This is a genomic window from Citrobacter sp. JUb117 (assembly GCF_024809055.1).
Lineage (GTDB): Bacteria > Pseudomonadota > Gammaproteobacteria > Enterobacterales > Enterobacteriaceae > Citrobacter > Citrobacter gillenii.
In genome coordinates this window covers 200174-224810 of the sequence record NZ_JANUFB010000003.1, presented here as the reverse complement: position 1 = coordinate 224810, position 24637 = coordinate 200174, and the positions used below count along the sequence as shown (strand labels likewise).

General features: G+C 53.6%; 22 protein-coding genes and 1 pseudogene. 12 read left to right on the top strand and 11 right to left on the bottom strand.

The window, feature by feature from the left end:
- Window positions 1-375: 375 nt before the first annotated feature.
- The gene (gene metK / locus M2374_RS08435; RefSeq protein WP_115257519.1) at window positions 376-1530 is read right to left on the bottom strand and encodes a methionine adenosyltransferase; all 1155 of its coding nucleotides are present in this window, start codon (window positions 1528-1530) and stop codon (window positions 376-378) included.
- Between the two features lie 419 nt (window positions 1531-1949).
- Here metK and M2374_RS22285 point away from each other — a divergent pair.
- From M2374_RS22285 to speB, 4 genes and pseudogenes are all read left to right on the top strand, one after another.
- A pseudogene (locus M2374_RS22285) lies at window positions 1950-2051 on the top strand (hypothetical protein); the annotation flags it as partial.
- A gap of 185 nt (window positions 2052-2236) precedes the next feature.
- Window positions 2237-2368, top strand: coding sequence for an acid stress response protein YqgB (gene yqgB / locus M2374_RS08430; protein ID WP_115257520.1), 132 nt, complete (start codon window positions 2237-2239; stop codon window positions 2366-2368).
- Between the two features lie 8 nt (window positions 2369-2376).
- A complete protein-coding gene (gene speA, locus M2374_RS08425; RefSeq protein ID WP_146717835.1) occupies window positions 2377-4353 on the top strand; it encodes a biosynthetic arginine decarboxylase in 1977 nt (658 codons plus the stop codon).
- A gap of 142 nt (window positions 4354-4495) precedes the next feature.
- Window positions 4496-5416 (top strand): agmatinase, encoded by a 921-nt coding sequence (gene speB, locus M2374_RS08420; RefSeq protein WP_096755756.1) that lies wholly within the window; start codon window positions 4496-4498, stop codon window positions 5414-5416.
- Window positions 5417-5526: 110 nt separating this feature from the next.
- On the opposite strand, the gene M2374_RS08415 is transcribed toward speB, so the two are convergent.
- Window positions 5527-6285: a M48 family metallopeptidase gene (locus M2374_RS08415; protein WP_096755757.1), complete on the bottom strand. Its 759-nt coding sequence runs from the start codon at window positions 6283-6285 to the stop codon at window positions 5527-5529.
- A gap of 279 nt (window positions 6286-6564) precedes the next feature.
- On the opposite strand from M2374_RS08415, the gene tkt reads away from it, so the two are divergent.
- Complete coding sequence (gene tkt / locus M2374_RS08410; protein WP_137362195.1) at window positions 6565-8556, top strand: transketolase; 1992 nt, start codon at window positions 6565-6567, stop codon at window positions 8554-8556.
- A 53-nt stretch (window positions 8557-8609) separates the two neighbouring features.
- On the opposite strand, the gene M2374_RS08405 is transcribed toward tkt, so the two are convergent.
- The 5 genes from M2374_RS08405 to M2374_RS08385 are packed head-to-tail and all read right to left on the bottom strand — an operon-like array spanning window position 8610 to window position 11664.
- On the bottom strand, window positions 8610-9269 hold the full coding sequence (locus M2374_RS08405; RefSeq protein WP_117342637.1) for an ABC transporter ATP-binding protein: 660 nt from the start codon (window positions 9267-9269) through the stop codon (window positions 8610-8612).
- Entirely contained in the window at window positions 9263-9940 is a 678-nt protein-coding gene (locus M2374_RS08400) for an ABC transporter ATP-binding protein (protein ID WP_181688753.1), read from the bottom strand. The genes M2374_RS08405 and M2374_RS08400 overlap by 7 nt, the downstream gene beginning before the upstream one ends.
- Entirely contained in the window at window positions 9928-10635 is a 708-nt protein-coding gene (locus tag M2374_RS08395) for an energy-coupling factor transporter transmembrane component T (protein WP_146717838.1), read from the bottom strand. The genes M2374_RS08400 and M2374_RS08395 overlap by 13 nt, the downstream gene beginning before the upstream one ends.
- Entirely contained in the window at window positions 10636-11214 is a 579-nt protein-coding gene (locus M2374_RS08390; RefSeq protein ID WP_135911441.1) for an ECF transporter S component, read from the bottom strand. It lies immediately after the preceding gene.
- Between the two features lie 24 nt (window positions 11215-11238).
- Window positions 11239-11664, bottom strand: a complete 426-nt coding sequence (locus tag M2374_RS08385; RefSeq protein WP_115257526.1) for a PPC domain-containing DNA-binding protein — start codon at window positions 11662-11664, stop codon at window positions 11239-11241.
- 375 nt (window positions 11665-12039) lie between these two features.
- Between M2374_RS08385 and epd the strand changes: the two genes are divergently transcribed.
- The 7 genes from epd to M2374_RS08350 all read left to right on the top strand — a co-directional run bounded on the left by epd (window position 12040) and on the right by M2374_RS08350 (window position 19184).
- Window positions 12040-13059, top strand: a complete 1020-nt coding sequence (epd, locus tag M2374_RS08380; protein WP_096755770.1) for an erythrose-4-phosphate dehydrogenase — start codon at window positions 12040-12042, stop codon at window positions 13057-13059.
- 48 nt (window positions 13060-13107) lie between these two features.
- Window positions 13108-14271 carry a phosphoglycerate kinase gene (gene pgk / locus M2374_RS08375; protein ID WP_096755771.1) on the top strand — a complete coding sequence of 388 codons (1164 nt, stop codon included), beginning with the start codon at window positions 13108-13110 and terminating at the stop codon, window positions 14269-14271.
- A gap of 97 nt (window positions 14272-14368) precedes the next feature.
- Window positions 14369-15448, top strand: a complete 1080-nt coding sequence (gene fbaA / locus M2374_RS08370) for a class II fructose-bisphosphate aldolase (RefSeq protein ID WP_096755772.1) — start codon at window positions 14369-14371, stop codon at window positions 15446-15448.
- A 191-nt stretch (window positions 15449-15639) separates the two neighbouring features.
- Window positions 15640-16500 (top strand): small-conductance mechanosensitive channel MscS, encoded by an 861-nt coding sequence (locus tag M2374_RS08365; RefSeq protein ID WP_096755773.1) that lies wholly within the window; start codon window positions 15640-15642, stop codon window positions 16498-16500.
- 190 nt (window positions 16501-16690) lie between these two features.
- Window positions 16691-17326, top strand: coding sequence for an arginine exporter ArgO (gene argO / locus M2374_RS08360; RefSeq protein WP_096755774.1), 636 nt, complete (start codon window positions 16691-16693; stop codon window positions 17324-17326).
- 93 nt (window positions 17327-17419) lie between these two features.
- Window positions 17420-18166 (top strand): oxidative stress defense protein, encoded by a 747-nt coding sequence (locus M2374_RS08355; RefSeq protein WP_096755775.1) that lies wholly within the window; start codon window positions 17420-17422, stop codon window positions 18164-18166.
- Window positions 18167-18287: 121 nt separating this feature from the next.
- Window positions 18288-19184, top strand: a complete 897-nt coding sequence (locus tag M2374_RS08350) for a LysR family transcriptional regulator SrsR (protein WP_137362200.1) — start codon at window positions 18288-18290, stop codon at window positions 19182-19184.
- Here M2374_RS08350 and M2374_RS08345 read toward each other — a convergent pair.
- Genes M2374_RS08345 through scpA form a run of 4 tightly spaced genes read right to left on the bottom strand, consistent with a single transcriptional unit; the run spans window position 19181 to window position 24600 of the window.
- Window positions 19181-20647 carry an acetyl-CoA hydrolase/transferase family protein gene (locus tag M2374_RS08345; RefSeq protein WP_117342632.1) on the bottom strand — a complete coding sequence of 489 codons (1467 nt, stop codon included), beginning with the start codon at window positions 20645-20647 and terminating at the stop codon, window positions 19181-19183. The two genes, M2374_RS08350 and M2374_RS08345, sit on opposite strands and share 4 nt — an antisense overlap.
- Before the next feature lie 24 nt (window positions 20648-20671).
- Window positions 20672-21457 carry a methylmalonyl-CoA decarboxylase gene (scpB, locus tag M2374_RS08340; RefSeq protein ID WP_096755778.1) on the bottom strand — a complete coding sequence of 262 codons (786 nt, stop codon included), beginning with the start codon at window positions 21455-21457 and terminating at the stop codon, window positions 20672-20674.
- Window positions 21458-21467: 10 nt separating this feature from the next.
- Entirely contained in the window at window positions 21468-22463 is a 996-nt protein-coding gene (gene meaB / locus M2374_RS08335; protein ID WP_181688754.1) for a methylmalonyl Co-A mutase-associated GTPase MeaB, read from the bottom strand.
- Entirely contained in the window at window positions 22456-24600 is a 2145-nt protein-coding gene (gene scpA / locus M2374_RS08330; protein ID WP_181688755.1) for a methylmalonyl-CoA mutase, read from the bottom strand. The genes meaB and scpA overlap by 8 nt, the downstream gene beginning before the upstream one ends.
- Window positions 24601-24637: the final 37 nt, after the last annotated feature.

The window sequence follows — 24637 nt, the reverse complement described above, 5'->3', positions numbered from 1 at the left end:
CCCTCCAGGTTGGGTAACTTATTTTTGTTGATGTTAAGGGTAGGTGAGTACGGGGTGAAAAAATGAGATTAATATCACATTAGTGTAATCGCTTACACTGGCATTCACGGCTGTTATAAGTTAATTATCTGAAAAATATGAAGTTTCATGAAAATGAAAAATAAGTGAATGCCTGGAATTAAGACGATACTGAAAAGTAATGTAACAATAATGAAAATGTAGAAATTAGGGGATGTAAAATCAATTCATTATGATAATGACTGGATGTAATCGCTTTCATTTGCATTGAAGGTCAGGGAGGAGAGGGACGTTAAGGTACAGGCAAAAAAAGACCAGCCTTAAGGCTGGTCCTGGTAAGCGGGGGTATTCAGTAAATTACTTCAGTCCGGCAGCTTCGCGCAGCTGTTGCGCTTTGTCGGTTTTTTCCCATGGGAAATGTTCGCGACCAAAGTGGCCGTAGGCTGCGGTTTCTTTATAGATCGGGTGCAGCAGATCCAGCATCTGGATCAGGCCGTATGGACGCAGGTCGAAGAACTCACGCACCAGCAGGGTCAGCTGTTCAGTTGGCACTTTCTCGGTACCGAAGGTTTCGACCATGATAGAGGTAGGTTCTGCCACGCCAATAGCGTAGGAAACCTGAATCTCACAGCGGTCAGCCAGACCGGCAGCCACGATATTTTTCGCGACATAGCGGGCTGCGTAGGCTGCAGAACGGTCAACTTTAGACGGATCTTTACCTGAGAATGCGCCGCCACCGTGACGAGCCATGCCGCCGTAGGTATCAACGATGATCTTACGACCGGTCAGACCGCAGTCACCCATTGGGCCACCGATAACGAAACGGCCGGTTGGGTTGATGAAGAATTTGGTCGATGCGCTCAACCACTCGGTCGGCAGTACCGGCTTGATGATCTCTTCCATCACTGCTTCTTGCAGTGTTTTCTGGTCAACATCTTGAGAGTGCTGAGTAGACAGAACCACCGCATCAATACCGACAATTTTGCCATCGTCATACTGGAAGGTGACCTGGCTTTTCGCATCCGGGCGCAGCCACGACAGGGTGCCGTTTTTACGCACTTCAGCCTGACGTTGTACCAGACGGTGAGCGTAAGTGATTGGTGCCGGCATCAACACGTCGGTTTCGTTGGTGGCATAACCAAACATCAGACCCTGATCGCCCGCGCCCTGTTCCAGCGGATCGGCACGGTCAACGCCCTGGTTGATATCCGGAGACTGTTTACCGATAGCGCTCAGTACTGCGCAAGAGTTAGCGTCAAAGCCCATGTCGGAATGCACATAGCCAATTTCGCGAACCGTATTACGCGTGATCTCTTCGATGTCGACCCATGCGCTGGTGGTGATTTCACCGCCAACTAAAACCATACCGGTTTTGACATAGGTTTCGCAGGCGACGCGTGCTTTCGGATCCTGTTCGAGGATTGCATCCAGCACGGCATCAGAGATTTGGTCAGCGATTTTGTCAGGATGCCCTTCTGATACGGACTCGGACGTAAAAAGGTGTTTTGCCATATTTAATTTCACCTAAGGAGAATTTGGTTAGCTCAAACTGTCGAGTGGAATAGCCATGTGTAGAAGATTCTACCATGAGTCTGCAGATTTCGGACACTGGCAGTCTGAGTGTTAATCGGTATAGATGGATTAACATCTGGACGGCTATTTTAGGACAGTTCTTCGCCCGATTTCCAGCTTTTTTTGACTACGGTCGCATTGTACCGAAAATGTAACTGGAAATTTTTCCTGACGGTGCTGGCAATGCGCGCATTTATCTTTTGCTTTTTCGTACTCTTATCGGTATAAAACGCGGCGCGCGGCTTATACAAAAAGCACACGACGTTTTCATCGTGTCGCCACTTCCAGCCGGGTTAACACTTTAGCTTTGGCTTGTGGGTTCGTTCCGTCTGGAGCGACCGTGGAGGTGATACGAGATAATGAACCGTTGTATTCTGCTGAATCTGCCACACCGTTCAGGTGTGCATATGTCCCCCGCAATCTGCATCTCTGCTTTGCATACCTGTCGATGTTATATACATAAAATCATTCATGCTGCGTCGAGGCTGCATGAAGGATGAAGTGTATACCCATCCCGGCGTATCTCAGGACTCAAGAGCCGGTAACGGTCACTAAGGACTGAACAAGGGCGCTCTTGGTAAACAAGAGTTTTCTCGTGGTTTCGCCGAACTGTCAGTACTACGTTCGGTAACGTGTTTACAATGAAATGATAAAGAAACCGGTCGCACAGTCGGAGCGTCAGCACTATCTGCTGGAAAATCTGCCTGTTTATGGGTTGTTATCGCTTCTTCGGATTGCGATAGTAGTCAACTGTTTTACACTTGTTAATAAAATTTGAGGTTCGCTATGTCTGACGACATTTCTATGGGTTCGCCTTCGTCAGCAGGCGGACAGGGTGTACTACGCTCCATGCAGGAGGTTGCAATGAGTTCCCAGGAAGCCAGCAAGATGCTGCGTACCTACAATATTGCCTGGTGGGGTAATAACTACTATGACGTCAACGAACTCGGTCACATTAGCGTGTGTCCGGACCCTGACGTCCCGGAAGCACGTGTTGATCTTGCCGAGCTGGTAAAAGCTCGCGAAGCGCAGGGGCAACGTCTGCCTGCGCTGTTCTGTTTCCCACAGATCCTGCAACACCGTCTGCGTTCGATTAACGCCGCATTCAAACGCGCCCGCGAATCTTACGGCTACAAGGGTGATTATTTCCTCGTTTATCCGATCAAGGTTAATCAGCACCGTCGTGTGATTGAATCGCTGATTCACTCCGGTGAGCCGCTGGGACTGGAAGCCGGTTCTAAGGCCGAACTGATGGCGGTTCTGGCGCATGCGGGCATGACCCGCAGCGTGATTGTCTGTAATGGTTACAAAGACCGCGAATACATTCGTCTGGCGCTGATTGGCGAGAAGATGGGCCACAAGGTCTATCTGGTCATTGAGAAGATGTCTGAAATCGCGATCGTGCTGGATGAAGCCGAACGGCTGAATGTGGTCCCGCGTCTGGGCGTGCGTGCGCGTCTGGCCTCGCAAGGTTCTGGTAAATGGCAGTCCTCCGGTGGTGAAAAATCCAAGTTCGGCCTGGCGGCGAACCAGGTACTGCAACTGGTGGAAATTCTGCGCGAACGCGGTCGTCTGGACAGCATTCAATTGCTGCACTTCCATCTCGGTTCACAGATGGCGAACATTCGCGATATCGCCACCGGCGTACGTGAATCTGCGCGTTTCTACGTTGAGCTGCACAAACTGGGCGTAAACATCCAGTGCTTCGATGTGGGTGGTGGCCTCGGCGTGGACTATGAAGGGACACGCTCGCAGTCTGACTGTTCGGTCAACTACGGTCTGAACGAATACGCCAACAATATTATCTGGGCGATTGGCGATGCCTGTGAAGAACACGGCCTGCCGCATCCGACGGTAATTACCGAGTCCGGTCGTGCGGTAACCGCACACCATACCGTGCTGGTGTCTAACATCATCGGCGTTGAGCGTAGCGAACACACCGAAGCTACGCCTCCGGCTGACGATGCGCCGCGTGCCCTGCAAAGCATGTGGGAAACCTGGCAGGAGATGCACGAACCGGGCACCCGCCGTTCGCTGCGTGAATGGCTGCACGACAGTCAGATGGATTTGCACGATGTTCACATTGGCTATTCATCCGGAACCTTCAGCCTGCATGAGCGCGCGTGGGCAGAGCAGCTGTATCTGAACATGTGCCATGACGTGCAGAAACAGCTCGACCCGAGCAACCGCGCGCACCGTCCGATCATCGACGAACTGCAGGAGCGTATGGCGGATAAGATTTACGTCAACTTCTCACTGTTCCAGTCGATGCCGGATGCGTGGGGGATCGATCAGCTGTTCCCGGTCATGCCGCTGGAAGGACTGAACCAGGTCCCTGAGCGCCGTGCGGTGCTGCTGGATATTACCTGCGACTCTGACGGTGCTATTGACCATTATGTTGACGGCGATGGTATTGCTACCACCATGCCGATGCCGGAGTACGATCCTGAGAACCCGCCGATGCTGGGCTTCTTTATGGTTGGTGCGTACCAGGAAATCCTTGGCAACATGCACAACCTGTTCGGCGATACCGAAGCGGTCGACGTATTTGTCTTCCCGGATGGTAGCGTTGAAGTTGAGCTGTCTGATGAAGGGGATACCGTCGCGGACATGTTGCAGTACGTGCAGCTGGATCCAAAAACGTTGCTGACCCACTTCCGCGATCAGGTTAAACAGACCGATCTGGACGATGCGCTGCAACAGCAGTTCCTCGAAGAGTTCGAGGCTGGACTGTACGGCTATACCTATCTCGAAGACGAGTAAGGTTGTTCTGGGTCGCTTGAACCTGGACAAATTAGCGGCGATAATTCGCCCATACACGTAGTCACGTAAATCAATCCCTTCCTCGTCGGGCTTAACGACGCGGAGGGGATTTTTTTTAACCGATTTTATAAGAGGTCAGTACATGAGCACCTTAGGTCATCAATACGACAACTCCCTGGTTTCTAACGCCTTTGGTTTTTTACGTCTGCCGATGAATTTCCAGCCCTACGACAGCGATGCCGACTGGGTTATTACCGGCGTACCGTTTGATATGGCGACGTCTGGTCGTGCGGGTGGGCGTCATGGTCCGGCAGCGATCCGTCAGGTGTCGACCAATCTGGCCTGGGAGCACAACCGCTTCCCGTGGAATTTTGACATGCGTGAACGCCTGAACGTCGTGGACTGCGGCGATCTGGTGTATGCGTTTGGCGATGCGCGTGAAATGAGTGAAAAATTGCAGGCGCATGCTGAAAAGCTGCTTTCTGCCGGCAAGCGCATGCTCTCCTTCGGCGGTGACCACTTCGTCACGCTGCCGCTGCTGCGCGCGCACGCTAAGCACTTTGGTAAAATGGCGCTGGTGCACTTTGATGCCCACACCGACACCTATGCTAACGGCTGTGAATTTGACCACGGCACCATGTTCTATACCGCGCCGAACGAAGGCCTGATCGATCCGAACCATTCCGTGCAGATCGGTATTCGGACCGAGTTTGACAAAGACAACGGCTTTACCGTACTGGATGCCTGCCAGGTGAACGATCGCAGCGTGGATGACATCATTGCGCAGGTGAAGCAGATTGTCGGTGACATGCCGGTTTACCTGACCTTTGATATCGACTGCCTGGATCCGGCGTTTGCTCCGGGTACGGGTACGCCAGTGATCGGCGGTCTGACGTCGGATCGTGCGATCAAACTGGTGCGTGGCCTGAAGGATCTGAATATTGTCGGGATGGATGTAGTCGAAGTGGCCCCGGCCTACGATCAGTCTGAGATCACCGCGCTGGCAGCAGCAACGCTGGCACTGGAGATGTTGTATATCCAGGCGGCGAAGAAAGGCGAATAACGGATTTCGGACAATTTTGCCGGATGTCGCTGACGCTAATCCGGCCTACATTGTTGTTGAATCTGTAGGCCGGATAGGCGTTTACGCAGCCATCCGGCACTGTTTGAAGATTACTTAATTCCGTCTGCGCTCATGCGGTCGCGAATATGTTGCGCACGTTCGGCGGAGGCTGGATGGTCGTCAAACATTGAGCTTTGACGACCGGCTTCCAGTTTTGCCAGTTTCTCAAAGCTGGTGGCTAAGCCTGCCGGATTAATACCGCGTTTGCGCAACAAATCATACGAGTAATCATCCGCTTCGGATTCCTGACGTTGGGAGAACTGCGAGTTCACCAGTTTTTCTCCCAGATCGCCAAGCTGAGACTGCGACAAGCTGCCGACGATGCCGCCCGCAGAGGCCGCTGCGGCACGCACGGCGTTGGTTCCCAGCGCAACTTGCATTCCTTTCTTCACGTGACCCAGCGCAACGTGGCCCATTTCGTGACCAATAACCGCCTCAACTTCGTTATCTGTCATCATATCCATCAGGCCGCTGTACACGCGGATGCAGCCATTTGCCATCGCAAACGCGTTAACGTCTTTCGCCACATAGACTTTGTAATTCACCGGCTGGCCGTTGATGTTATCGCCTAGCGCAGCGGCGATTTTGCTCAGTCGTTTGGTATATTCACTGCTGGCAGGAGCAATGGTCGCTTTGCTGTCCATATCCTGGCAGGCTTGGTTGCTCAGCGCGATGACCTGAGCATCGCTCAGACTGTAGGCCTGGAAAGCACCTGCGCCAGATGAAAGTAGTCCGTTGGAGTCCATATTCTGGCAGCCGGTCAATGCCGTTGCCATGCTCATAGCAAGCAGTAAAGCGCGAATTTTCATTTTTTCTCTTCCGCACGAAGTCAGGATTATTCTAAAAAATGCGTCGTTTGCAGGTAATGCGACGCTCAACCTAAGTATAAAGAAAAGAACAACAAGCGGGCGAGAAGATTGCGCAACATGCGTGCAGGATCCAGAGATTTCTGAAGCGGTAAAAGGATGCTCCATGTACATGGCACGCGGCTTGGGTTACATTGTTGGCACTTTTTTCCGGCGTAGCCCAAAACGCTCTGTCGTCAAGTCGTTCCGGGCACAGCCTTCATTATCCGATCTGGAGTCAAAATGTCCTCACGTAAAGAGCTTGCCAATGCTATTCGTGCGCTGAGCATGGACGCAGTACAGAAAGCCAAATCCGGTCATCCGGGTGCCCCGATGGGTATGGCTGACATTGCCGAAGTCCTGTGGCGTGATTTCCTGAACCACAACCCAAATAACCCGTCCTGGGCTGACCGTGACCGCTTCGTGTTGTCAAACGGTCACGGCTCAATGCTGATTTATAGTTTGCTGCACCTCTCCGGCTACGACCTGCCGATGTCTGAGCTGCAGAACTTCCGTCAGCTGCACTCCAAAACGCCGGGTCACCCGGAAGTGGGTTATACCGCGGGTGTGGAAACGACTACCGGTCCGCTGGGTCAGGGCATCGCTAACGCGGTGGGTATGGCTATCGCTGAAAAAACGCTGGCGGCGCAGTTTAACCGTCCAGGTCACGACATTGTTGACCACTTCACCTACGCCTTCATGGGCGACGGCTGCATGATGGAAGGTATCTCTCACGAGGTATGTTCTCTGGCTGGTACGCTGAAGCTGGGCAAACTGATTGCGTTCTACGATGACAACGGTATTTCTATCGATGGTCACGTTGAAGGCTGGTTCACTGATGACACCGCGAAGCGTTTCGAAGCTTACGGCTGGCACGTGGTGCGTGGCGTTGATGGCCATGATGCTGATGCGATTAAGCGCGCAGTAGAAGAAGCCCGCGCAGTGACCGACAAACCGTCCCTGCTGATGTGCAAAACCATCATCGGTTTCGGTTCCCCGAACAAAGCTGGCACCCACGACTCTCACGGTGCACCGCTGGGCGACGCAGAAATTGCACTGACCCGCGAGCAGCTGGGCTGGAAATACGCGCCGTTTGAAATCCCGTCTGAAATCTACGCACAGTGGGATGCGAAAGAAGCAGGTCAGGTTAAAGAAGCGGCGTGGAACGAGAAATTCGCTGCTTATGCGAAAGCCTTCCCGCAGGAAGCCGCTGAATTCACCCGTCGTATGAAAGGTGAAATGCCATCTGACTTCGATGCGAAAGCGAATGAGTTCATTGCTAAACTGCAGGCCAATCCGTCCAAAATCGCCAGCCGTAAAGCATCCCAGAACGCTATTGAAGCGTTTGGTCATTTACTGCCAGAATTCCTCGGTGGTTCCGCTGACCTCGCCCCATCTAACCTGACTATCTGGTCTGGTTCTAAAGCCATTAACGAAGACGCTGCTGGTAACTACATCCATTACGGTGTTCGTGAATTTGGTATGACCGCTATCGCTAACGGTATCGCGCTGCACGGTGGTTTCCTGCCGTACACCTCTACCTTCCTGATGTTCGTTGAATATGCCCGTAATGCGGTGCGTATGGCGGCACTCATGAAACAGCGTCAAGTGATGGTCTATACCCACGATTCCATCGGTTTGGGCGAAGATGGCCCGACTCACCAGCCGGTAGAGCAGGTTGCTTCTCTGCGCGTGACCCCGAACATGAGCACATGGCGTCCATGTGACCAGGTTGAATCTGCGGTAGCGTGGAAATACGGCGTTGAGCGTCAGGACGGTCCGACCGCTCTGATCCTCTCCCGTCAGAACCTGGCACAGCAGGAACGTACTGAAGAGCAGCTGGCAAACATCGCACGCGGTGGTTACGTGCTGAAAGATTGCGCTGGCCAGCCTGAGCTGATCTTCATTGCTACCGGTTCTGAAGTTGAACTGGCGGTGGCTGCATGGGACAAACTGACGGCGGAAGGCGTTAAAGCGCGCGTGGTCTCTATGCCGTCTACCGATGCATTCGACAAGCAGGATGCCGCTTATCGCGAATCCGTGCTGCCGAAAGCTGTCTCTGCTCGCGTGGCAATTGAAGCGGGCATCGCGGACTACTGGTTCAAATACGTGGGCCTGAACGGCGCTATCATCGGTATGACCACCTTTGGTGAGTCTGCTCCGGCTGAGCTGCTGTTTGAAGAGTTTGGCTTCACCGTAGACAACGTGGTTGCGAAAGCCAAAGAACTGCTGTAATTACGATTACAACGGTATAACGGGTCGCTCAGGCGGCCCGTTTTTTTTGTGCGTCAGATTTTTTCTTGGCGTAGCTGACCCGTTTCAAGGCGCACTACGCGAGAAAAATGACGCTGCGTAAATGCAACGTCATGGCTGATCGCGACCACGCTAGTACCCCGTGCGCGGCACACCGCGAGCCAGTTCTCAAATATCGCCAGCCAGTGTGCGTCAAAATCCCGGCTCGGTTCATCAAGCAGAAGAAGGGCCGGTGCCATGGCTTCAAGGCTGGCGACGGCGACCATACGTCGTTGCGCGGTGTGCAGATCCAGCGGATGAGCGTCGGCGACGTCCGCTAACTGACATAACTGCAGGGCTGCTGCAGTACGTTGCGCAATCTCTGCTAGCGGGCGCTTTTGTAACCGTAAACCAAAGGCCACTTCCTCTACGACCTTGCTGTGAAAAATTTGGTTTTCGGCTTCCTGAAACAATACGCCGAGCACCTTAGCTCTTTCGCGGTTTTTCAGTTGCGCAATCGACCTGTCACTCAAGATTATCGTGCCAGAGGAGGGGGGCAGAAGGCCCGCCATGATGCGCAGCAGCGTGGATTTTCCCGCGCCATTATCGCCCGTCAGCGCCAGCCATTCACCGGCGTTAAGATTAAGCGAGATGTTGTGCAGGCAGTTATAAGAGGCATTCGGCCAGCGATACGTCACCTGGTTAAGCGTTAGCATTGTGGGGATAGCGCTCCGTCACGCAGTTGCCATACCTGCTGACAATGGCTGATAAAAGGGGGGGGGGCGCGTTCGAAAAGCACAATCAACGCCTGTTGTTCCTGCGCCCATTGATGCAACCGATCCAGCAACATACTGGTGGCCTGCGCCGTCAGACGACTGAATGCTTCATCCAGAATCAATATTCTGGGTTGCATGGCTAGTGCGCTGGCAATGACCACCCGCTGTGTTTCTCCGCCGGAAAGCGTTCCTGGATGGCGATGGCGCAACGACTGGCATTCCGTCAGTGTGAGTGCCGCGTCAATTCGACGCATAATTTCAGCCTCCTGCAGGCAGAGGTTCTCCGGGCCGAATGCCACTTCTTCCTCCACGCTGAATGTGCAGCCAGAAAGCTGCAGATAAGGCGATTGCTGCACCAGTTGGATGGTACACGACTGCTCGACGAGTGACAGTTGTCCGACAGGATTTCCCAGCAACTTTCCTTTCCCTTCAATCTCTCCGGGAAGAAAATCAGGGTACCAGCCTGCCATCAGCTGTGCCAGCGTACTTTTTCCGCTGCCGTTATCACCGAAAATCGCCACCATTCCGGGTTCTGCATAGTGGAAGTCAAAGCAGGCTGGTGGGCGCGTGGCGTGCGTCGGGAGATAGCGAAACTGCTCTAGCGTAACCATATCCACACTCCTGTTTCGACCAGCATGGCGAGTACCATCGTGTAGCGGGCAATGCGTTGTAAGGTGCTGTCCTCCGGTGCCCATAACGTTGTGCGTCTACGATGCAAACGAAAGGCCCGCATGTCCAGTGCCGCCCCGCGAACCACCAGATCGTTAAGCGCATTATGCGTGAGTGGCACGATCAGCGCTGGCATGGCGCGCAGCCGTTGATACCAGTGCTCGTCCAACGGCACGCCGCGCGCGCGCTGGGCTTCGTGAATAATCGCCAACTGGCGTTTGAGTTGCTCAACAACCAGCAGCGGGCCTGCAAACAGGTAGGCAACGCCGGGCGGCAGGCGGGAGGCAAATAGGGCGCGAATAAACCGCGATACCGGCACGTACTGCATCCACAGCTGTGACGTTGACACAATTGCCAGGATCCGCAGCCACAGCGTGATGGCATCGGCCCACCGTTGTGGCGTGCGCGGTTGTCCGCTTATCCATTCGGTCAACCAGCCACCGTGGACCAGCCACAATCCAACGCCCAGGGGCACCATCAACCAGACGACATATTTCGCCCGGGGACGCGTGGCTGGCATACACAGTAAGAACAGGAACACGACCGTGCTGTAAACGGTAAGCGGTATTCCCGCGGGTAGCAGCAATGTGGAACATGCGGCCAGCGCCCACAGGGTTAACGAGGTAAACGGGTGCATTTAGCGCACAGCAGACATCGTTGGAAAATGACGTGTGGTGCGCAATGGAAGCTGGCGCAACAGTACCCAAACAATCACGGCGGTGAGAATTTTATCTACCAGATTGGCGCCAATCACCGTGACAGCCACCGACTCAACCAGACCCTCGCCAACCGAGTGCATCCAGGCAACAAATAAATCAGCGCCGCTGCCGGTCACGCCGCCAAACAAGGTGGTGCGGATAGGTACGGCAACGACAGTGACGGCCAGGGTAATGATCACGCCGCTGAACACCACTTTCGGTAAGGTACGAAACCATCCTGCTCGTGCTAGCCATCCTGCGACCAGCCCGATAACCATGGCTACCGGCGCGAAGGCGGCAGCGATCGGATCGGTGAGTAACCCCCACAGCAGGTTGGTGAGTAATCCCGTTAACATTCCCACAATCGGGCCTAATAGCACCGCGCTGATAATGGTGCCGATGGAGTCGAGAAAAATAGGCAGTTTCACCATGCTGATGAGCTGTCCACCGACCATATTGATGGCAATGGCAATAACAATCAGTACCAGTGACTGGCTGGAAAATTGGCGACGCGCCATAGAAAACCTCTTTAAAGTGAAGCGTTAACGGGATGTGATAACCAGTTCGTCATAGCCGGAAACGACACAAGGTTGGCGGCTAAACGCCAGCTCTGTGAGTTCGCCAATCACCAGTTCCAGCGTGGTACGCACGGTACAGCCCGGCATCATGTGGCCTCCCAACATCGCGCCCTGTGGGTCAGAAACCGCAAGATGCAGGTGCTCGCCGGTCAGTTCCAGCGTGCCGTTCAGGGAGATAATTTCCCAGGTGCCGGTGAGCAATGTGGTTTCTTCCTGACCCGCGAAGCGTAAGGCAACGTGGGTTAAACTTCCGGTACAACCGGCAATCCAGGCGGCATGTAATTGATGCTGTTGGATAAAATCGTGCAGTCGGGAAAAGACTTCCTGGCCAGGGAGTAAACGCAGCGCATGAAAGCGAGCTGCAGAGGCGTGAGGAGAGTATGTGACCATAGGTTGAGGGACTCCGAGACTCGGACGTAGCGCTGATAATATAGACGCTGGCTAGGGTGCTTTCTGATATAAATCAGGATTTGTGACACGGCAACGAAATAATCTTGCTACGCTTATTCGCAATTCAGGAATATGGAATAAATTTAGCGGGGCAGAGCGTTAAAATGTGATGTAAGTCAGATAACGGTGTTCTGTTGCTGGACAATCATTCCTTTTATTCCTTGTTTCGCTTATTCTAGCTGAAGCGTTTCAGTCGATTAAATGTTCGACAATTAATCAAACAGTCGCAGTTTGCGACAGGTAAGGTTTCCCTGAGCGATTTGCTGCATTACTCTGTCAGCCACATCGTTTCTGAGAAATCCTTGCAGGAGACCTATGACCGTACGCGTAGCGATTAATGGTTTCGGTCGCATCGGGCGCAACGTGGTTCGTGCTTTGTATGAATCCGGGCGTCGGGCGGAAATCACCGTGGTGGCCATCAACGAATTGGCGAGTGCTGAAGGCATGGCGCATTTGTTGAAATATGACACCAGCCATGGACGTTTTGCCTGGGATGTTCGCCAGGAACGCGACCAGCTCATTGTTGGCGACGACGCGATTCGCATTCTGCATGAGCGAACACTCGATGCGCTTCCGTGGCGCGAACTGGGTGTTGACGTCGTGCTGGACTGTACGGGGGTCTTCGGTAGCCGCGAACACGGCGAAGCGCATATTGCCGCAGGTGCAAAAAAAGTGCTCTTTTCACATCCTGGTAGTCACGACATCGACGCAACCGTTGTGTTTGGCGTTAATCAGGATCAGCTGCGCGCTGAAGACCGGATCGTTTCCAACGCCTCCTGCACCACGAATTGCATTATTCCCGTTATTAAATTGTTGGATGATGCTTACGGCATCGAGTCCGGCACCGTTACGACGATCCACTCCGCGATGCACGATCAACAGGTTATTGATGCCTATCATCCCGACCTGCGTCGTACGCGAGCAGCCAGTCAGTCGATTATTCCCGTTGATACCAAACTGGCGGCGGGGATCACACGAATTTTTCCACAATTTAACGATCGTTTTGAAGCGATTGCGGTGCGTGTACCGACCATAAATGTGACGGCGATCGACTTAAGCGTGACGGTGAAAAAACCAGTAAAAGCGAGTGAAGTCAACCAGTTGCTGCAAAAAGCAGCACAAGGTGCATTTCATGGTATAGTTGACTATACGGAATTACCGTTGGTCTCTGTAGATTTTAACCACGACCCGCACAGCGCCATCGTTGATGGTACGCAAACGCGCGTAAGTGGTGCTCACCTGATCAAAACATTGGTCTGGTGCGATAATGAATGGGGCTTTGCTAACCGCATGCTCGACACAACGTTAGCGATGGCTGCTATTGGTTTCAGGTAAGGCGCGTGAGCGCTTGCAAAACTTTAAGAATCAACGAGAGGATTCACCATGTCTGTAATTAAGATGACCGATCTGGATCTTGCTGGTAAACGTGTTTTTATCCGTGCGGATCTGAACGTACCAGTTAAAGAAGGGAAAGTAACCAGCGATGCGCGTATCCGTGCGTCTCTGCCGACCATAGAACTGGCCCTGAAACAGGGTGCAAAAGTGATGGTAACTTCCCACCTGGGTCGTCCTACCGAAGGCGAGTACAACGAAGAATTCTCTCTGCTGCCGGTTGTTAACTACCTGAAAGACAAACTGTCTAACCCGGTTCGTCTGGTAAAAGATTACCTCGACGGCGTTGACGTTGCAGCCGGTGAACTGGTGGTTCTGGAAAACGTTCGCTTTAACAAAGGCGAGAAGAAAGACGACGAAGCACTGTCTAAAAAATACGCTGCACTGTGCGATGTATTCGTCATGGATGCTTTCGGTACGGCTCACCGTGCGCAGGCTTCTACTCACGGTATCGCGAAATTCGCTGACGTTGCTTGCGCGGGTCCGCTGCTGGCCGCTGAGCTGGACGCACTGGGTAAAGCTCTGAAAGAACCGGCTCGTCCGATGGTTGCTATCGTTGGTGGTTCTAAAGTTTCTACCAAACTGACCGTTCTGGACTCTCTGTCTAAAATTGCTGACCAGCTGATCGTCGGCGGTGGTATCGCCAACACCTTCGTTGCTGCGCAAGGCCACAACGTGGGTAAATCCCTGTACGAAGCAGACCTGGTTGATGAAGCCAAGCGCCTGCTGACTCTCTGCGACATCCCGGTGCCGGCTGACGTTCGCGTAGCAACTGAGTTCTCTGAAACTGCGCCTGCAACGCTGAAATCTGTTAACGACGTGAAAGAAGACGAGCAGATCCTGGATATCGGTGACGCATCTGCACAGCAGCTGGCTGAGATCCTGAAGAATGCAAAAACCATTCTGTGGAACGGCCCGGTTGGTGTGTTTGAATTCCCGAACTTCCGTAAAGGGACTGAAATCGTGGCTAACGCCATTGCCGACAGCGAAGCATTCTCTATCGCTGGCGGCGGCGACACCCTGGCGGCTATCGACCTGTTCGGCATCGCTGACAAAATCTCCTACATCTCCACTGGTGGCGGCGCATTCCTCGAGTTCGTGGAAGGCAAAGTTCTGCCAGCAGTAGCCATGCTCGAAGAGCGTGCTAAGAAGTAATTCAGTTCAGGCGGGGTGACCCGCCTGTTTTTCAGCGCGCTTAAACGCTCGCGAACCTTCTTCAACGGTCGAAGATACAGATACAGGACTACGTAACATGTCTAAAATTTTTGATTTCGTAAAACCGGGCGTCATCACTGGCGACGACGTACAGAAAGTTTTCCAGGTAGCAAAAGAAAACAACTTTGCACTGCCAGCTGTTAACTGCGTCGGTACCGACTCCATCAACGCCGTTCTGGAAACCGCTGCAAAAGTTAAAGCACCGGTAATCGTTCAGTTCTCCAACGGTGGCGCTGCATTCATTGCGGGTAAAGGCGTGAAGTCTGACGTTCCTCAGGGCGCGGCAATCCTCGGTGCTATCTCTGGTGCGCATCACGTTCACCAGATGGCTGAACACTACGGTGTTCCGGTTATCCTGCACACTGACCACTGCGCGAAGAAACTGCTGCCGTGGATCGACGGTCTGTTGGACGCGGGTGAAAAACACTTCGCAGCAACCGGCAAACCGCTGTTCTCTTCTCACATGATCGACCTGTCGGAAGAGTCTCTGGAAGAGAACATCGAAATCTGCTCCAAATACCTGGCGCGCATGTCCAAAATGGACATGACTCTGGAAATCGAACTGGGTTGCACCGGTGGCGAAGAAGACGGCGTGGACAATAGCCACATGGACGCTTCTGCACTGTACACCCAGCCAGAAGACGTTGATTACGCGTTCACCGAGCTGAGCAAAATCAGCCCGCGTTTCACTATCGCGGCATCCTTCGGTAACGTACACGGCGTGTACAAACCAGGTAACGTGGTTCTGACCCCGACTATCCTGCGTGACTCTCAGGACTATGTTTCTAAGAAACATAACCTGCCGCACAACAGCCTGAACTTCGTCTTCCACGGCGGTTCCGGTTCTACTGCTCAGGAAATCAAAGACTCCGTAAGCTACGGCGTAGTGAAAATGAACATCGATACCGATACCCAATGGGCTACCTGGGAAGGTGTTCTGAACTACTACAAAGCAAACGAAGCTTACCTGCAGGGTCAGTTGGGTAACCCGAAAGGCGAAGATCAGCCGAACAAGAAATACTACGATCCGCGCGTATGGCTGCGTGCTGGTCAGGCAACCATGATCACCCGTCTGGAACAGGCTTTCAAAGAACTGAACGCGGTTGACGTTCTGTAATTTACGCCGTTCAACATGACATCAGGCCCGCAAATGCGGGCCTTTTTTATTGTCATTTCTCGCGGTAGTCGACAGAGAATTATGTGATCTATTTGGCAAAAATGGCGTTTATTGTTTACCCTTGTCAAATTGCCCGTCCCGGTGGGGCGGCTTTCTTTCTCCCGTTTGGGTAAGCAAAAAAGGAATAGTGAATGGAAGATTTGAATGTTGTCGACAGCATAAACGGTGCGGGTACCTGGCTGGTGCGTAACCAGGAGCTGCTGTTGAGCTATGCCGTCAACATCGTTGCGGCTATCGCTATTGTCATCATCGGGATGATTGTGGCTCGGGTTGTGTCCAACACCATTAACCGTGTGATGGTGGCGCGTCAAATTGATGCGACCGTGGCTGATTTTCTCTCTGCGCTGGTGCGTTACGGTATTATTGCCTTTACGTTGATTGCTGCGCTGGGCCGCGTGGGCGTGCAGACAGCCTCTGTTATCGCCGTGCTCGGTGCCGCCGGTTTAGCCGTCGGTCTGGCGTTGCAAGGCTCGCTGTCTAACCTCGCCGCAGGCGTTCTGCTGGTGATGTTCCGTCCGTTCCGCGCAGGCGAATATGTCGATCTTGGCGGTGTAGCGGGTACCGTGCTCAATGTGCAGATTTTCTCTACCACCATGCGTACCGTAGACGGAAAAATTGTAGTGATCCCCAACGGGAAAATCATTGCCGGTAATATCATTAACTTCTCTCGCGAACCGGTTCGTCGCAACGAATTTATTATTGGGGTGGCGTATGACTCTGATATCGACCAGGTTAAACAAATCCTCACCGATATCATTCAGTCTGACGAGCGTATCCTGAAAGACCGTGAAATGACGGTACGCCTGAATGAGCTCGGGGCGTCCTCGATTAATTTCGTGGTGCGCGTCTGGAGCAACAGTAGCGATCTGCAAAGCGTCTACTGGGACGTACTGGAACGCATTAAGCGTGAGTTTGATGCTCACGGCATCAGCTTCCCGTATCCGCAAATGGATGTGAATTTCAAGCGCGTGAAAGCAAACGCGGCAGAATAATCACGAGCCCGGTGGCGCTACTGCTTACCGGGCCTACAAAACCTGTAGGCCGGATAAGGCGTCTGCCGCCATCCGGCGTTTTCCCTCCGGGTATTAATTCCTCTTATACCTGATTAATATTATCAATTTCCGCTAATGATTATCCCGCGTTATAGTCTGCGCTTAAGAGAAACAGTTCGGGATATTCAACGTGTTATCATATTATTTTCAAGGGCTTGCGCTTGGCGCAGCGATGATACTTCCGCTCGGTCCGCAAAATGCTTTCGTGATGAATCAGGGTATTCGTCGCCAGTATCACATTATGATCGCCTTACTTTGTGCCATCAGCGATTTACTGCTGATCTGCGCGGGGATCTTTGGCGGCAGCGCCTTGCTGATGCAATCGCCATGGCTGATGGCGCTGGTAACCTGGGGCGGCGTGGCGTTCTTACTCTGGTACGGCTTCGGCGCGTTAAAAACGGCGATGAGCAGTAATCTGGAGCTGGCCAGTGCCGAGGTGATGAAGCAGGGGCGCTGGAAAATTATCGCTACGATGCTGGCGGTGACGTGGCTTAACCCGCATGTCTATCTCGATACCTTCGTGGTGCTGGGCAGTCTTGGCGGTCAACTGGACGTCGAGCCGAAGCGCTGGTTTGCTCTGGGTACTGTTAGCGCATCGTTCCTGTGGTTCTTTGGCCTGGCGCTGCTGGCGGCCTGGCTGGCGCCGCGTCTACGCACCGCCAAAGCACAACGAATCATCAATACGCTGGTGGGACTCGTGATGTGGTTTATTGCTTTTCAACTGGCAAAAGAAGGCGTTGCGCACGTAGATGCGCTGTTCAACTAAGTGTTGTCTGATGGACAACAGGCTGAGATCCGCTAAGCTTGCCTGCATGCGCCCTGAGTTTCGGGGTAAATAATGAAACATGGAGGAACGACAGTGAAGTTCAAAATAATGGCCCTGGCGGCATTAGTCGGATTCAGTGCACTCTCAGTACAGGCAAATGAATTGCCGAATGGACCGCACATCGTGACTTCCGGAACGGCAAGCGTGGACGCGACACCTGATATTGCGACGCTGGCAATTGAAGTCAACGTGGCGGCAAAGGATGCGGCCTCAGCAAAGAAACAGGCTGACGAACGCGTCGCGCAATACCTTTCCTTCCTGGAACAAAACCAGATAGCGAAAAAAGACATCAGCTCTGCAAACCTGCGTACCCAGCCGGATTACGATTACCAGAATGGTAAAAGCGTACTCAAAGGCTATCGTGCGGTGCGCACCGTTGAGGTGACTCTGCGTCAACTGGACAAACTCAACGCGCTGCTGGATGGCGCGCTGAAAGCGGGTCTGAACGAGATTCGTTCAGTGTCGCTGGGTGTTGCCCAGCCGGATGCCTACAAAGATAAAGCGCGTAAAGCGGCCATTGATGATGCGATTCATCAGGCTGAACAACTGGCGGCGGGCTTTAACAGCAAACTCGGCCCGGTTTACAGCGTGCGCTACCACGTGTCGAATTATCAGCCAAGCCCAATGGTACGGATGATGAAAGCCGACGCAGCGCCTGCAGCATCGGCGCAGGAAACCTACGAGCAGCCGGTCATTCAGTTTGACGATCAGGTCGATGTGGTCTTCCAGATAGAGCCTGCGGCAAGTCAGCCAGCGACAACACCTGCCAAAACGCAGTAATCTTTTCAGACCCGGCTTTTCAGCCGGGTTTTTTATGTGATCAACTGTAAAAATGCGACCGCGTCGTGCGTCTTTTTTGGGGCTGCATGAGGATATGCCATAGTGATTTTATGAGGTGACTATGGATATTTTTATCTCGAAAAAGATGCGTAATTTTATTCTGCTGGCGCAAACCAATAATATCGCCAGAGCGGCAGAAAAAATCCACATGACCGCATCGCCCTTTGGTAAAAGCATTGCTGCACTGGAAGATCAAATCGGCTATACGCTGTTTACCCGTAAAGACAACAACATCAGTCTCAACAAAGCCGGGCAGGAGCTGTATCAAAAACTGTTTCCCGTCTATCAGCGTTTGTCCGCCATTGATAACGAAATCCATACTTCCTCGCGTCGTTCGCGTGAAATCGTTATTGGCATCGACAATACCTATCCGACCATCATTTTCGACCAGTTGATTAGCCTTGGTGATAAATATGAAGGCGTGACGGCTCAGGCCGTTGAATTCAGTGAGAATGGGGTGATTGATAATCTGTTCGACCGACAGCTGGATTTTATTATTTCGCCGCAGCATGTTTCTTCGCGCGTCCAGGAGCTGGAAAATCTAGCGGTGAGCGAACTGCCTCCCCTGCGCCTGGGGTTCCTGGTGTCCCGCCGTTACGAAGAAAAGCAGCCTCAGGATCTGCTGCGGGAATTACCCTGGCTGCAAATGCGCTTCCAGAACCGCGCCAATTTTGAAGCCATGCTGGATGCCTACATGCGGCCCAGTGGGATCAATCCAACCATTATCTATCGTCCATATAGCTTTATGGCTAAGGTGAGTGCGGTGGAGCGTGGACATTTTCTGACGGTGATCCCCCATTTTGCCTGGCGGCTGGTGAATCCGGCAACGCTGAAATATTTTGATGCGCCCGGCAGCCCGATGTTCATGCAGGAATTTCTCTATTCGCTGAAAAATCATCGTTATACCGCCACGATGCTCCAGCATATTGCTGAAGATCGTGACGGTACGGCAGATTAACCCAGCATTGATCCTGTTTCGAGCAGGTTGCGGTGCAGATCAAATGCGTGGCTGAGATCGTGATGAATATGCCCGCCGGGTGCCTGTTCCAGATAGCGATGCAGGTAGTCGCGGTACAGCGGGTGCGCGCAGTTGTCGATGATGGTGTGCGCTCGTTGCAGCGGCGATAACCCACGCAGATCGGCAATCCCTTGTTCGGTAACGATCACTTTGACGCTGTGTTCGCTGTGATCGACGTGGCTGCACATCGGGACGATCGTCGAGATTTTCCCGTCTTTGGCAATCGACGGGGCCATAAAAATAGACAGATAGGCGTTGCGCTCAAAATCCCCGCTGCCGCCGATGCCGTTCATCAGGTTTACCCCTGCAACATGCGTGGAGTTGGCATGGCCATAGATATCAAACTCCAGGCCGACATTCAGCGCAATCACCCCCAGCCGGCGGATGATCTCGGGGTTATTGGAGATCTCCTGCGGGCGCAGCACAATGCGACTGGCGAAGAAATCCATATTGGCATAAATCTTCTGCAGTGAGGCGGCGGAAATTGTCAGGCTGGAGGCGCTGGCGCCGGTTATCTTGCCCGTTTCCAGCAGATTTACGACCGACTCCTGCAGTACCTCGGAGTACATCATAAAGGGGGGAATTTCCGGATTCTCGCCCAGTCGCGCCATCACCGCGTTATTAATATTGCCGACGCCGCTTTGCAAGGGAAGAAACTCAGGTGGAATACGTTTGTGCGCCATTTCCGCCAGCAGAAAGCTCACCACGTTATCGGCAATTTGCTGGCAGAGCGGATTGGTTTTATCCGACGCACTGCCGGCATCGGGCAGGTTCGTTTCCACCAGAGCGACGATTTTTTTCGGGTCTATCTGGACGCACTGGCTGCCGATGCGATCCATGGTATGAAAAATGGGGACGCTGTTACGACGCGGCGGCGCGCCTGGTATCACAATGTCGGCCAGTTCCGCTACGCGTGGATTGTGATAATGATTCAGCTCAATAATGACTTTTTTCGCCCGTAGCAGCCAGGTTGGCGCATTGCCGATCCCGCTGGTCAGCCAGATCCTGCCGTCCGGCGCAATGGCTGAGGCCTCTATAACAGCAACATCAATCTCGCCAAAGAAGCCGTAATTAACCATCTGTGCGACTTCACTGAGATGGAGATCGACAAACCGCACCTGGCCTTGATTAATTTTCTGACGCAGGCCAGATGAGGTTTGATAAGGCGCGCGCCAGGAAACGGCATCCGCCTCAGAGAGCGCGTCATCTGCGGCCGCGCTAATTGACGCGCCGGTTAGCAGGCGGATCTGAAAAGGCTGCCCTACCTGATGCAGTTCGCTGGCTTGCCGGGCAATCGCTGCGGGCAACGCCTTTGGTGAACCCGCAGGTGTAAAGCCGCTGAACGCCACCATATCATCATGCTGAATAATTTCTGCCGCCTGTTCGGCGCTCATCCGTTTCATGGCTTTTCCTTTAGCTGACCGCGATTAATGGCCGACGAAATTCGGTTTCCGTTTTTCTAAAAACGCATTCATCCCTTCCTGATAGTCATTGCTGTCGTAAACCGCACGGCGCATGCCCTGGATGCGTTCAAATTCATCGGAATTCATGGTGTGCGCTTCGCCCAGCACGCGCAGTTCTTCTTTGATCACGGCAATCGCCAGCGGCGCTTTTTCTGAGATGTGATGCGCCATTTGCAGAGTAAAATCTTCCAGCTCGTCGACGGCGACCACATGGTTGAGAATACCTACCGCCAGCGCGCGCTGGGCGGTAATCGGTAGGGCGGTGAAAATCAGCTCTTTGACGATATGAAAACCCGCATCACGGGTCAGGTTGTGAATACCCACCAGGTTATATGGCACGCCGAGATTGACCGGCGTCATCGAGAACGTCGAGGTCTCGGCAGAGATGATGAGATCGGAACTCATGATCATCTCGAATGCACCGCCCCAGACGCTGCCTTCAACCATCGAGATAATAGGTTTCGGGTACTTTTGGATCATGCGGGTGATCTGGCGCAGCGGATCGTCATAGGACAGCGGATCGCGACGTCCGGTAGGGAGTTCATGAATATCATGTCCAGCAGAGAACACTTTGGCCCCGCTCGGTGCGCGTAGAATAATGCAGCGAATTTCTGGACGATTGAGATCGTTCAGCGCCAGCATAAGATCGTCAATAAACACTTTGCTCAGGGCGTTAAGCTTGCGGGCATAGTTGAATTCAATGACCGCGACTTTCTGGATGATGACGACGTTGACGTATTGATAGGACATAATGTTCTCTTTAATCAAAGTAATGATGTTGGATAAATTCGCTAATGTGTCGCAGGCCGGTACGTGGCGAAAGGTCATTGTTCCTGACCGAGCGCAGCGTTTGCTGGAAATAGCGATCGAAATCAGTGCGGGAAAATAACAGGTGCAGCGCCTCTTCTTCGGCCTGTTTCTGTAACCAGTCCACCGCTTGCTGCTGGCGTACTTTTTCCAGCCGACCGCTGGCTGTAAGGCATGTTTTAAAATCGATGATGGCCTGCCAGATTTCTTCAATGCCGCGTTTTTTCAGCGCGCTGCAGGCCAGAGCCTGCGGCTGCCACTCGTCATACTTGCGGCGGAGAATGTGCAGGGCGGAATCATACATATGGCGGGTGATGGCGACGTTGGCGCGGTTGTCCCCGTCATCCTTGTTGATGATGACCAGATCCGCCATCTCCATGATGCCTTTTTTGATGCCCTGCAGATCGTCACCGCCACCGGCTATTTGCAGCGAGAGAAAGCAATCAACCATGCTGGCGACTTCTGTTTCGGACTGCCCAACGCCGACGGTTTCGACGATCACTACGTCGAAGCCTGCCGCTTCGCACAGCAGCATTAATTCCCGGGCGCGCTGGCTGGCACCGCCCAAATGCCCGCTGGAAGGAACCGGTCGAATAAACGCGGCATCCGCACGCGCCAGTTCCGTCATACGGGTTTTATCGCCCAGAATGCTACCGCCGCTGACCGGACTGCTGGGATCGACAGCGATCACCGCCACCCGTAATCCCTTACGGATCAGTAGCATGCCAAAGGCTTCCAGAAAGGTGCTTTTCCCCGCGCCCGGCGTGCCGGTAATGCCCAGACGCAGGGCGTTACCGGTGAACGGTATAATGGCGTCCAGCAGCTGTGTGCTGAGTAGCTGATGACGCGGATGCTGGCTCTCGACCAGCGTCATGGCCTGGGCGAGCGTGGCGCGCTCCCCCAGACGTAGACGCTGGATGCTATCAGCCAGCGTGGCGCTGCTAATCATGGTGCTGACCAATGCGGGTTAATACATCGCGTACGCTGTCGAGCATCGGCGTACCGGGACCATAAATAGCGGCGACACCGCGCGCTTGCAGGAAGGCGTAATCCTGCGGTGGGATGACGCCGCCGGCTACCACGCAAATGTCCTCGCGCCCCCAGCTTTTGAGCGCCGCCACCAGTTCGGGGATCAACGTTTTATGACCCGCCGCCAGTGAAGAGGCGCCAACCACGTGTACATCGTTTTCTACCGCCAGGCGAGCGATCTCTTCCGGCGTGGAGAACATCGGGCTGAGGTCAACATCGAAACCGAGATCGGAATAGGCGCTGGCGATCACTTTGGCGCCGCGATCGTGACCGTCCTGACCCATCTTAGCGACCAGAATGCGCGGGCGGCGGCCGTTATCGGCGAGAAATTTTTCAGTTTGCGCAACAATGGCGTCAAACTCGTCGGCGGATTTTTCAGACTGGTGGTAGCTTTGCGCAATCACTCCGGTAACACACTGGCTGGGTACCAGGTAACGGTCAAAAGCGGACTCCAGTGCGTCAGAGATTTCACCCAGCGTGGCGCGAACGCGCGCGGCATCTATTGCGGCGGCGAGCAGGTTTTCATTGTGCCGCGCTGCGTGGGTCAAAGCTTTCAGCGTGGCTTTCACCGTAATATCGTCACGGGTCGCGCGGATGTGCTGCAGCGAGGCAATCTGCTCGTTGCGCACCATGACGTTGTCGATTTCCAATACCGACGTGGCGTCTTCTTTATCCAGCTTGTATTTGTTCACGCCAACGATAACGCGCTGGCCCTGGTCGATGAGTGATTGTTCGCGGGCGGAAGCTTCTTCGATCATCCGTTTTGGTAACCCCGCTTCTATCGCTTTCGCCATTCCACCCGCTTCATCGATCTGTTCGATGATCGCCCGTGCTTGCTTAACGATCTGATCGGTCAGCGACTCCACATAATACGATCCGGCTAGCGGATCGACGGTGCGGCAGATCTCCGACTCCTCCTGAATGATGATCTGCGTATTGCGTGCGATGCGGGCGGAAAAGTCAGTCGGCAGGCCGAGCGCTTCATCAAAGGCGTTGGTGTGCAAAGACTGAGTACCGCCCAGGGTTGCACCCAGCGCCTCGATGGTGGTGCGCACCACGTTGTTGTACGGATCCTGCTCGGTCAGGCTCCAGCCGGAGGTCTGACAGTGGGTACGTAGCGCCAGGGATTTTGGGTTGGTGGCGCCAAATCCGCTGACCGCCTCGCTCCACAGATAACGCGCGGCGCGCAGCATGGCGACATTCATAAACAGATCCATGCCAATGCCGAAGAAGAATGACAGTCGTGGGGCGAAATCATCAATTTTCAGTCCGGCGGACAGCGCGGCCTTGATGTACTCAATCCCGTCGGCCAGGGTAAACGCCACCTGCTGCACGCAGTTGGCACCCGCTTCACCCATGTGATATCCGCTGATGCTGATGGTATTAAAGCGCGGCATATTGTCAGAACACCAGGCAATGATGTCAGCGATAATGCGCATAGAGGGCTTGGGCGGGTAAATATAGGTGTTGCGGCATAGATACTCTTTCAGAATATCGTTTTGTATCGTGCCAGTGAGCAGCTCTGGCGCGACGCCTTGCTCCTGCGCTGCCACGATATAAAACGCCATCACCGGGAGTGCCGCGCCGTTCATGGTCATGGATACCGACATCTTATCCAGTGGGATCTGGTCGAACAGTACCTTCATATCTTCGACGGTATCTATAGCCACGCCCGCTTTGCCGACGTCGCCTGCCACGCGCGGGTTATCTGAGTCGTAGCCGCGATGGGTGGCGAGGTCAAAGGCGACGGAAAGCCCTTTTTGTCCGGCGGCGAGATTGCGGCGATAAAACGCGTTAGATTCTTTGGCGGTAGAGAACCCGGCGTACTGGCGAATAGTCCACGGCTGCGCGGTATACATGGTGGCGCGTGGGCCACGAACGTAAGGCGCCAGGCCGGGGAGGGTGCCCGTCACTTCCAGGTTGTCGAGATCAGCCTCGGTGTACAGCGGCTTAATGGCAATCCCTTCTGCCGTCTGTTTTACCAGCGAGTCGACGGTTTTTTCCCGTCGGCTGAGTTCTTTGTTGGCGAGCGTTTGCCACGCCTGCATATTGGCCATTTTTTGCTCCGTATTACGCAATAAGTTGAATCTTTGC

What these genes read in the sequence shown, in the direction of transcription:
- M2374_RS08390 (WP_135911441.1), bottom strand. Translation starts at nt 11,214, where the DNA reads ATGGCGCGTCGCCAATTTTCCAGCCAGTCACTGGTACTGATTGTTATT.
- scpA (WP_181688755.1), bottom strand. Translation starts at nt 24,600, where the DNA reads ATGGCCAATATGCAGGCGTGGCAAACGCTCGCCAACAAAGAACTCAGC.
- M2374_RS08385 (WP_115257526.1), bottom strand. Translation starts at nt 11,664, where the DNA reads ATGGTCACATACTCTCCTCACGCCTCTGCAGCTCGCTTTCATGCGCTG.
- tkt (WP_137362195.1), top strand. Translation starts at nt 6,565, where the DNA reads ATGTCCTCACGTAAAGAGCTTGCCAATGCTATTCGTGCGCTGAGCATG.
- epd (WP_096755770.1), top strand. Translation starts at nt 12,040, where the DNA reads ATGACCGTACGCGTAGCGATTAATGGTTTCGGTCGCATCGGGCGCAAC.
- speB (WP_096755756.1), top strand. Translation starts at nt 4,496, where the DNA reads ATGAGCACCTTAGGTCATCAATACGACAACTCCCTGGTTTCTAACGCC.
- M2374_RS08345 (WP_117342632.1), bottom strand. Translation starts at nt 20,647, where the DNA reads ATGAAACGGATGAGCGCCGAACAGGCGGCAGAAATTATTCAGCATGAT.
- fbaA (WP_096755772.1), top strand. Translation starts at nt 14,369, where the DNA reads ATGTCTAAAATTTTTGATTTCGTAAAACCGGGCGTCATCACTGGCGAC.
- pgk (WP_096755771.1), top strand. Translation starts at nt 13,108, where the DNA reads ATGTCTGTAATTAAGATGACCGATCTGGATCTTGCTGGTAAACGTGTT.
- yqgB (WP_115257520.1), top strand. Translation starts at nt 2,237, where the DNA reads ATGATAAAGAAACCGGTCGCACAGTCGGAGCGTCAGCACTATCTGCTG.
- M2374_RS08395 (WP_146717838.1), bottom strand. Translation starts at nt 10,635, where the DNA reads ATGCACCCGTTTACCTCGTTAACCCTGTGGGCGCTGGCCGCATGTTCC.
- speA (WP_146717835.1), top strand. Translation starts at nt 2,377, where the DNA reads ATGTCTGACGACATTTCTATGGGTTCGCCTTCGTCAGCAGGCGGACAG.
- M2374_RS08365 (WP_096755773.1), top strand. Translation starts at nt 15,640, where the DNA reads ATGGAAGATTTGAATGTTGTCGACAGCATAAACGGTGCGGGTACCTGG.
- M2374_RS08350 (WP_137362200.1), top strand. Translation starts at nt 18,288, where the DNA reads ATGGATATTTTTATCTCGAAAAAGATGCGTAATTTTATTCTGCTGGCG.
- scpB (WP_096755778.1), bottom strand. Translation starts at nt 21,457, where the DNA reads ATGTCCTATCAATACGTCAACGTCGTCATCATCCAGAAAGTCGCGGTC.
- M2374_RS08405 (WP_117342637.1), bottom strand. Translation starts at nt 9,269, where the DNA reads ATGCTAACGCTTAACCAGGTGACGTATCGCTGGCCGAATGCCTCTTAT.
- meaB (WP_181688754.1), bottom strand. Translation starts at nt 22,463, where the DNA reads ATGATTAGCAGCGCCACGCTGGCTGATAGCATCCAGCGTCTACGTCTG.
- M2374_RS08415 (WP_096755757.1), bottom strand. Translation starts at nt 6,285, where the DNA reads ATGAAAATTCGCGCTTTACTGCTTGCTATGAGCATGGCAACGGCATTG.
- metK (WP_115257519.1), bottom strand. Translation starts at nt 1,530, where the DNA reads ATGGCAAAACACCTTTTTACGTCCGAGTCCGTATCAGAAGGGCATCCT.
- M2374_RS08400 (WP_181688753.1), bottom strand. Translation starts at nt 9,940, where the DNA reads ATGGTTACGCTAGAGCAGTTTCGCTATCTCCCGACGCACGCCACGCGC.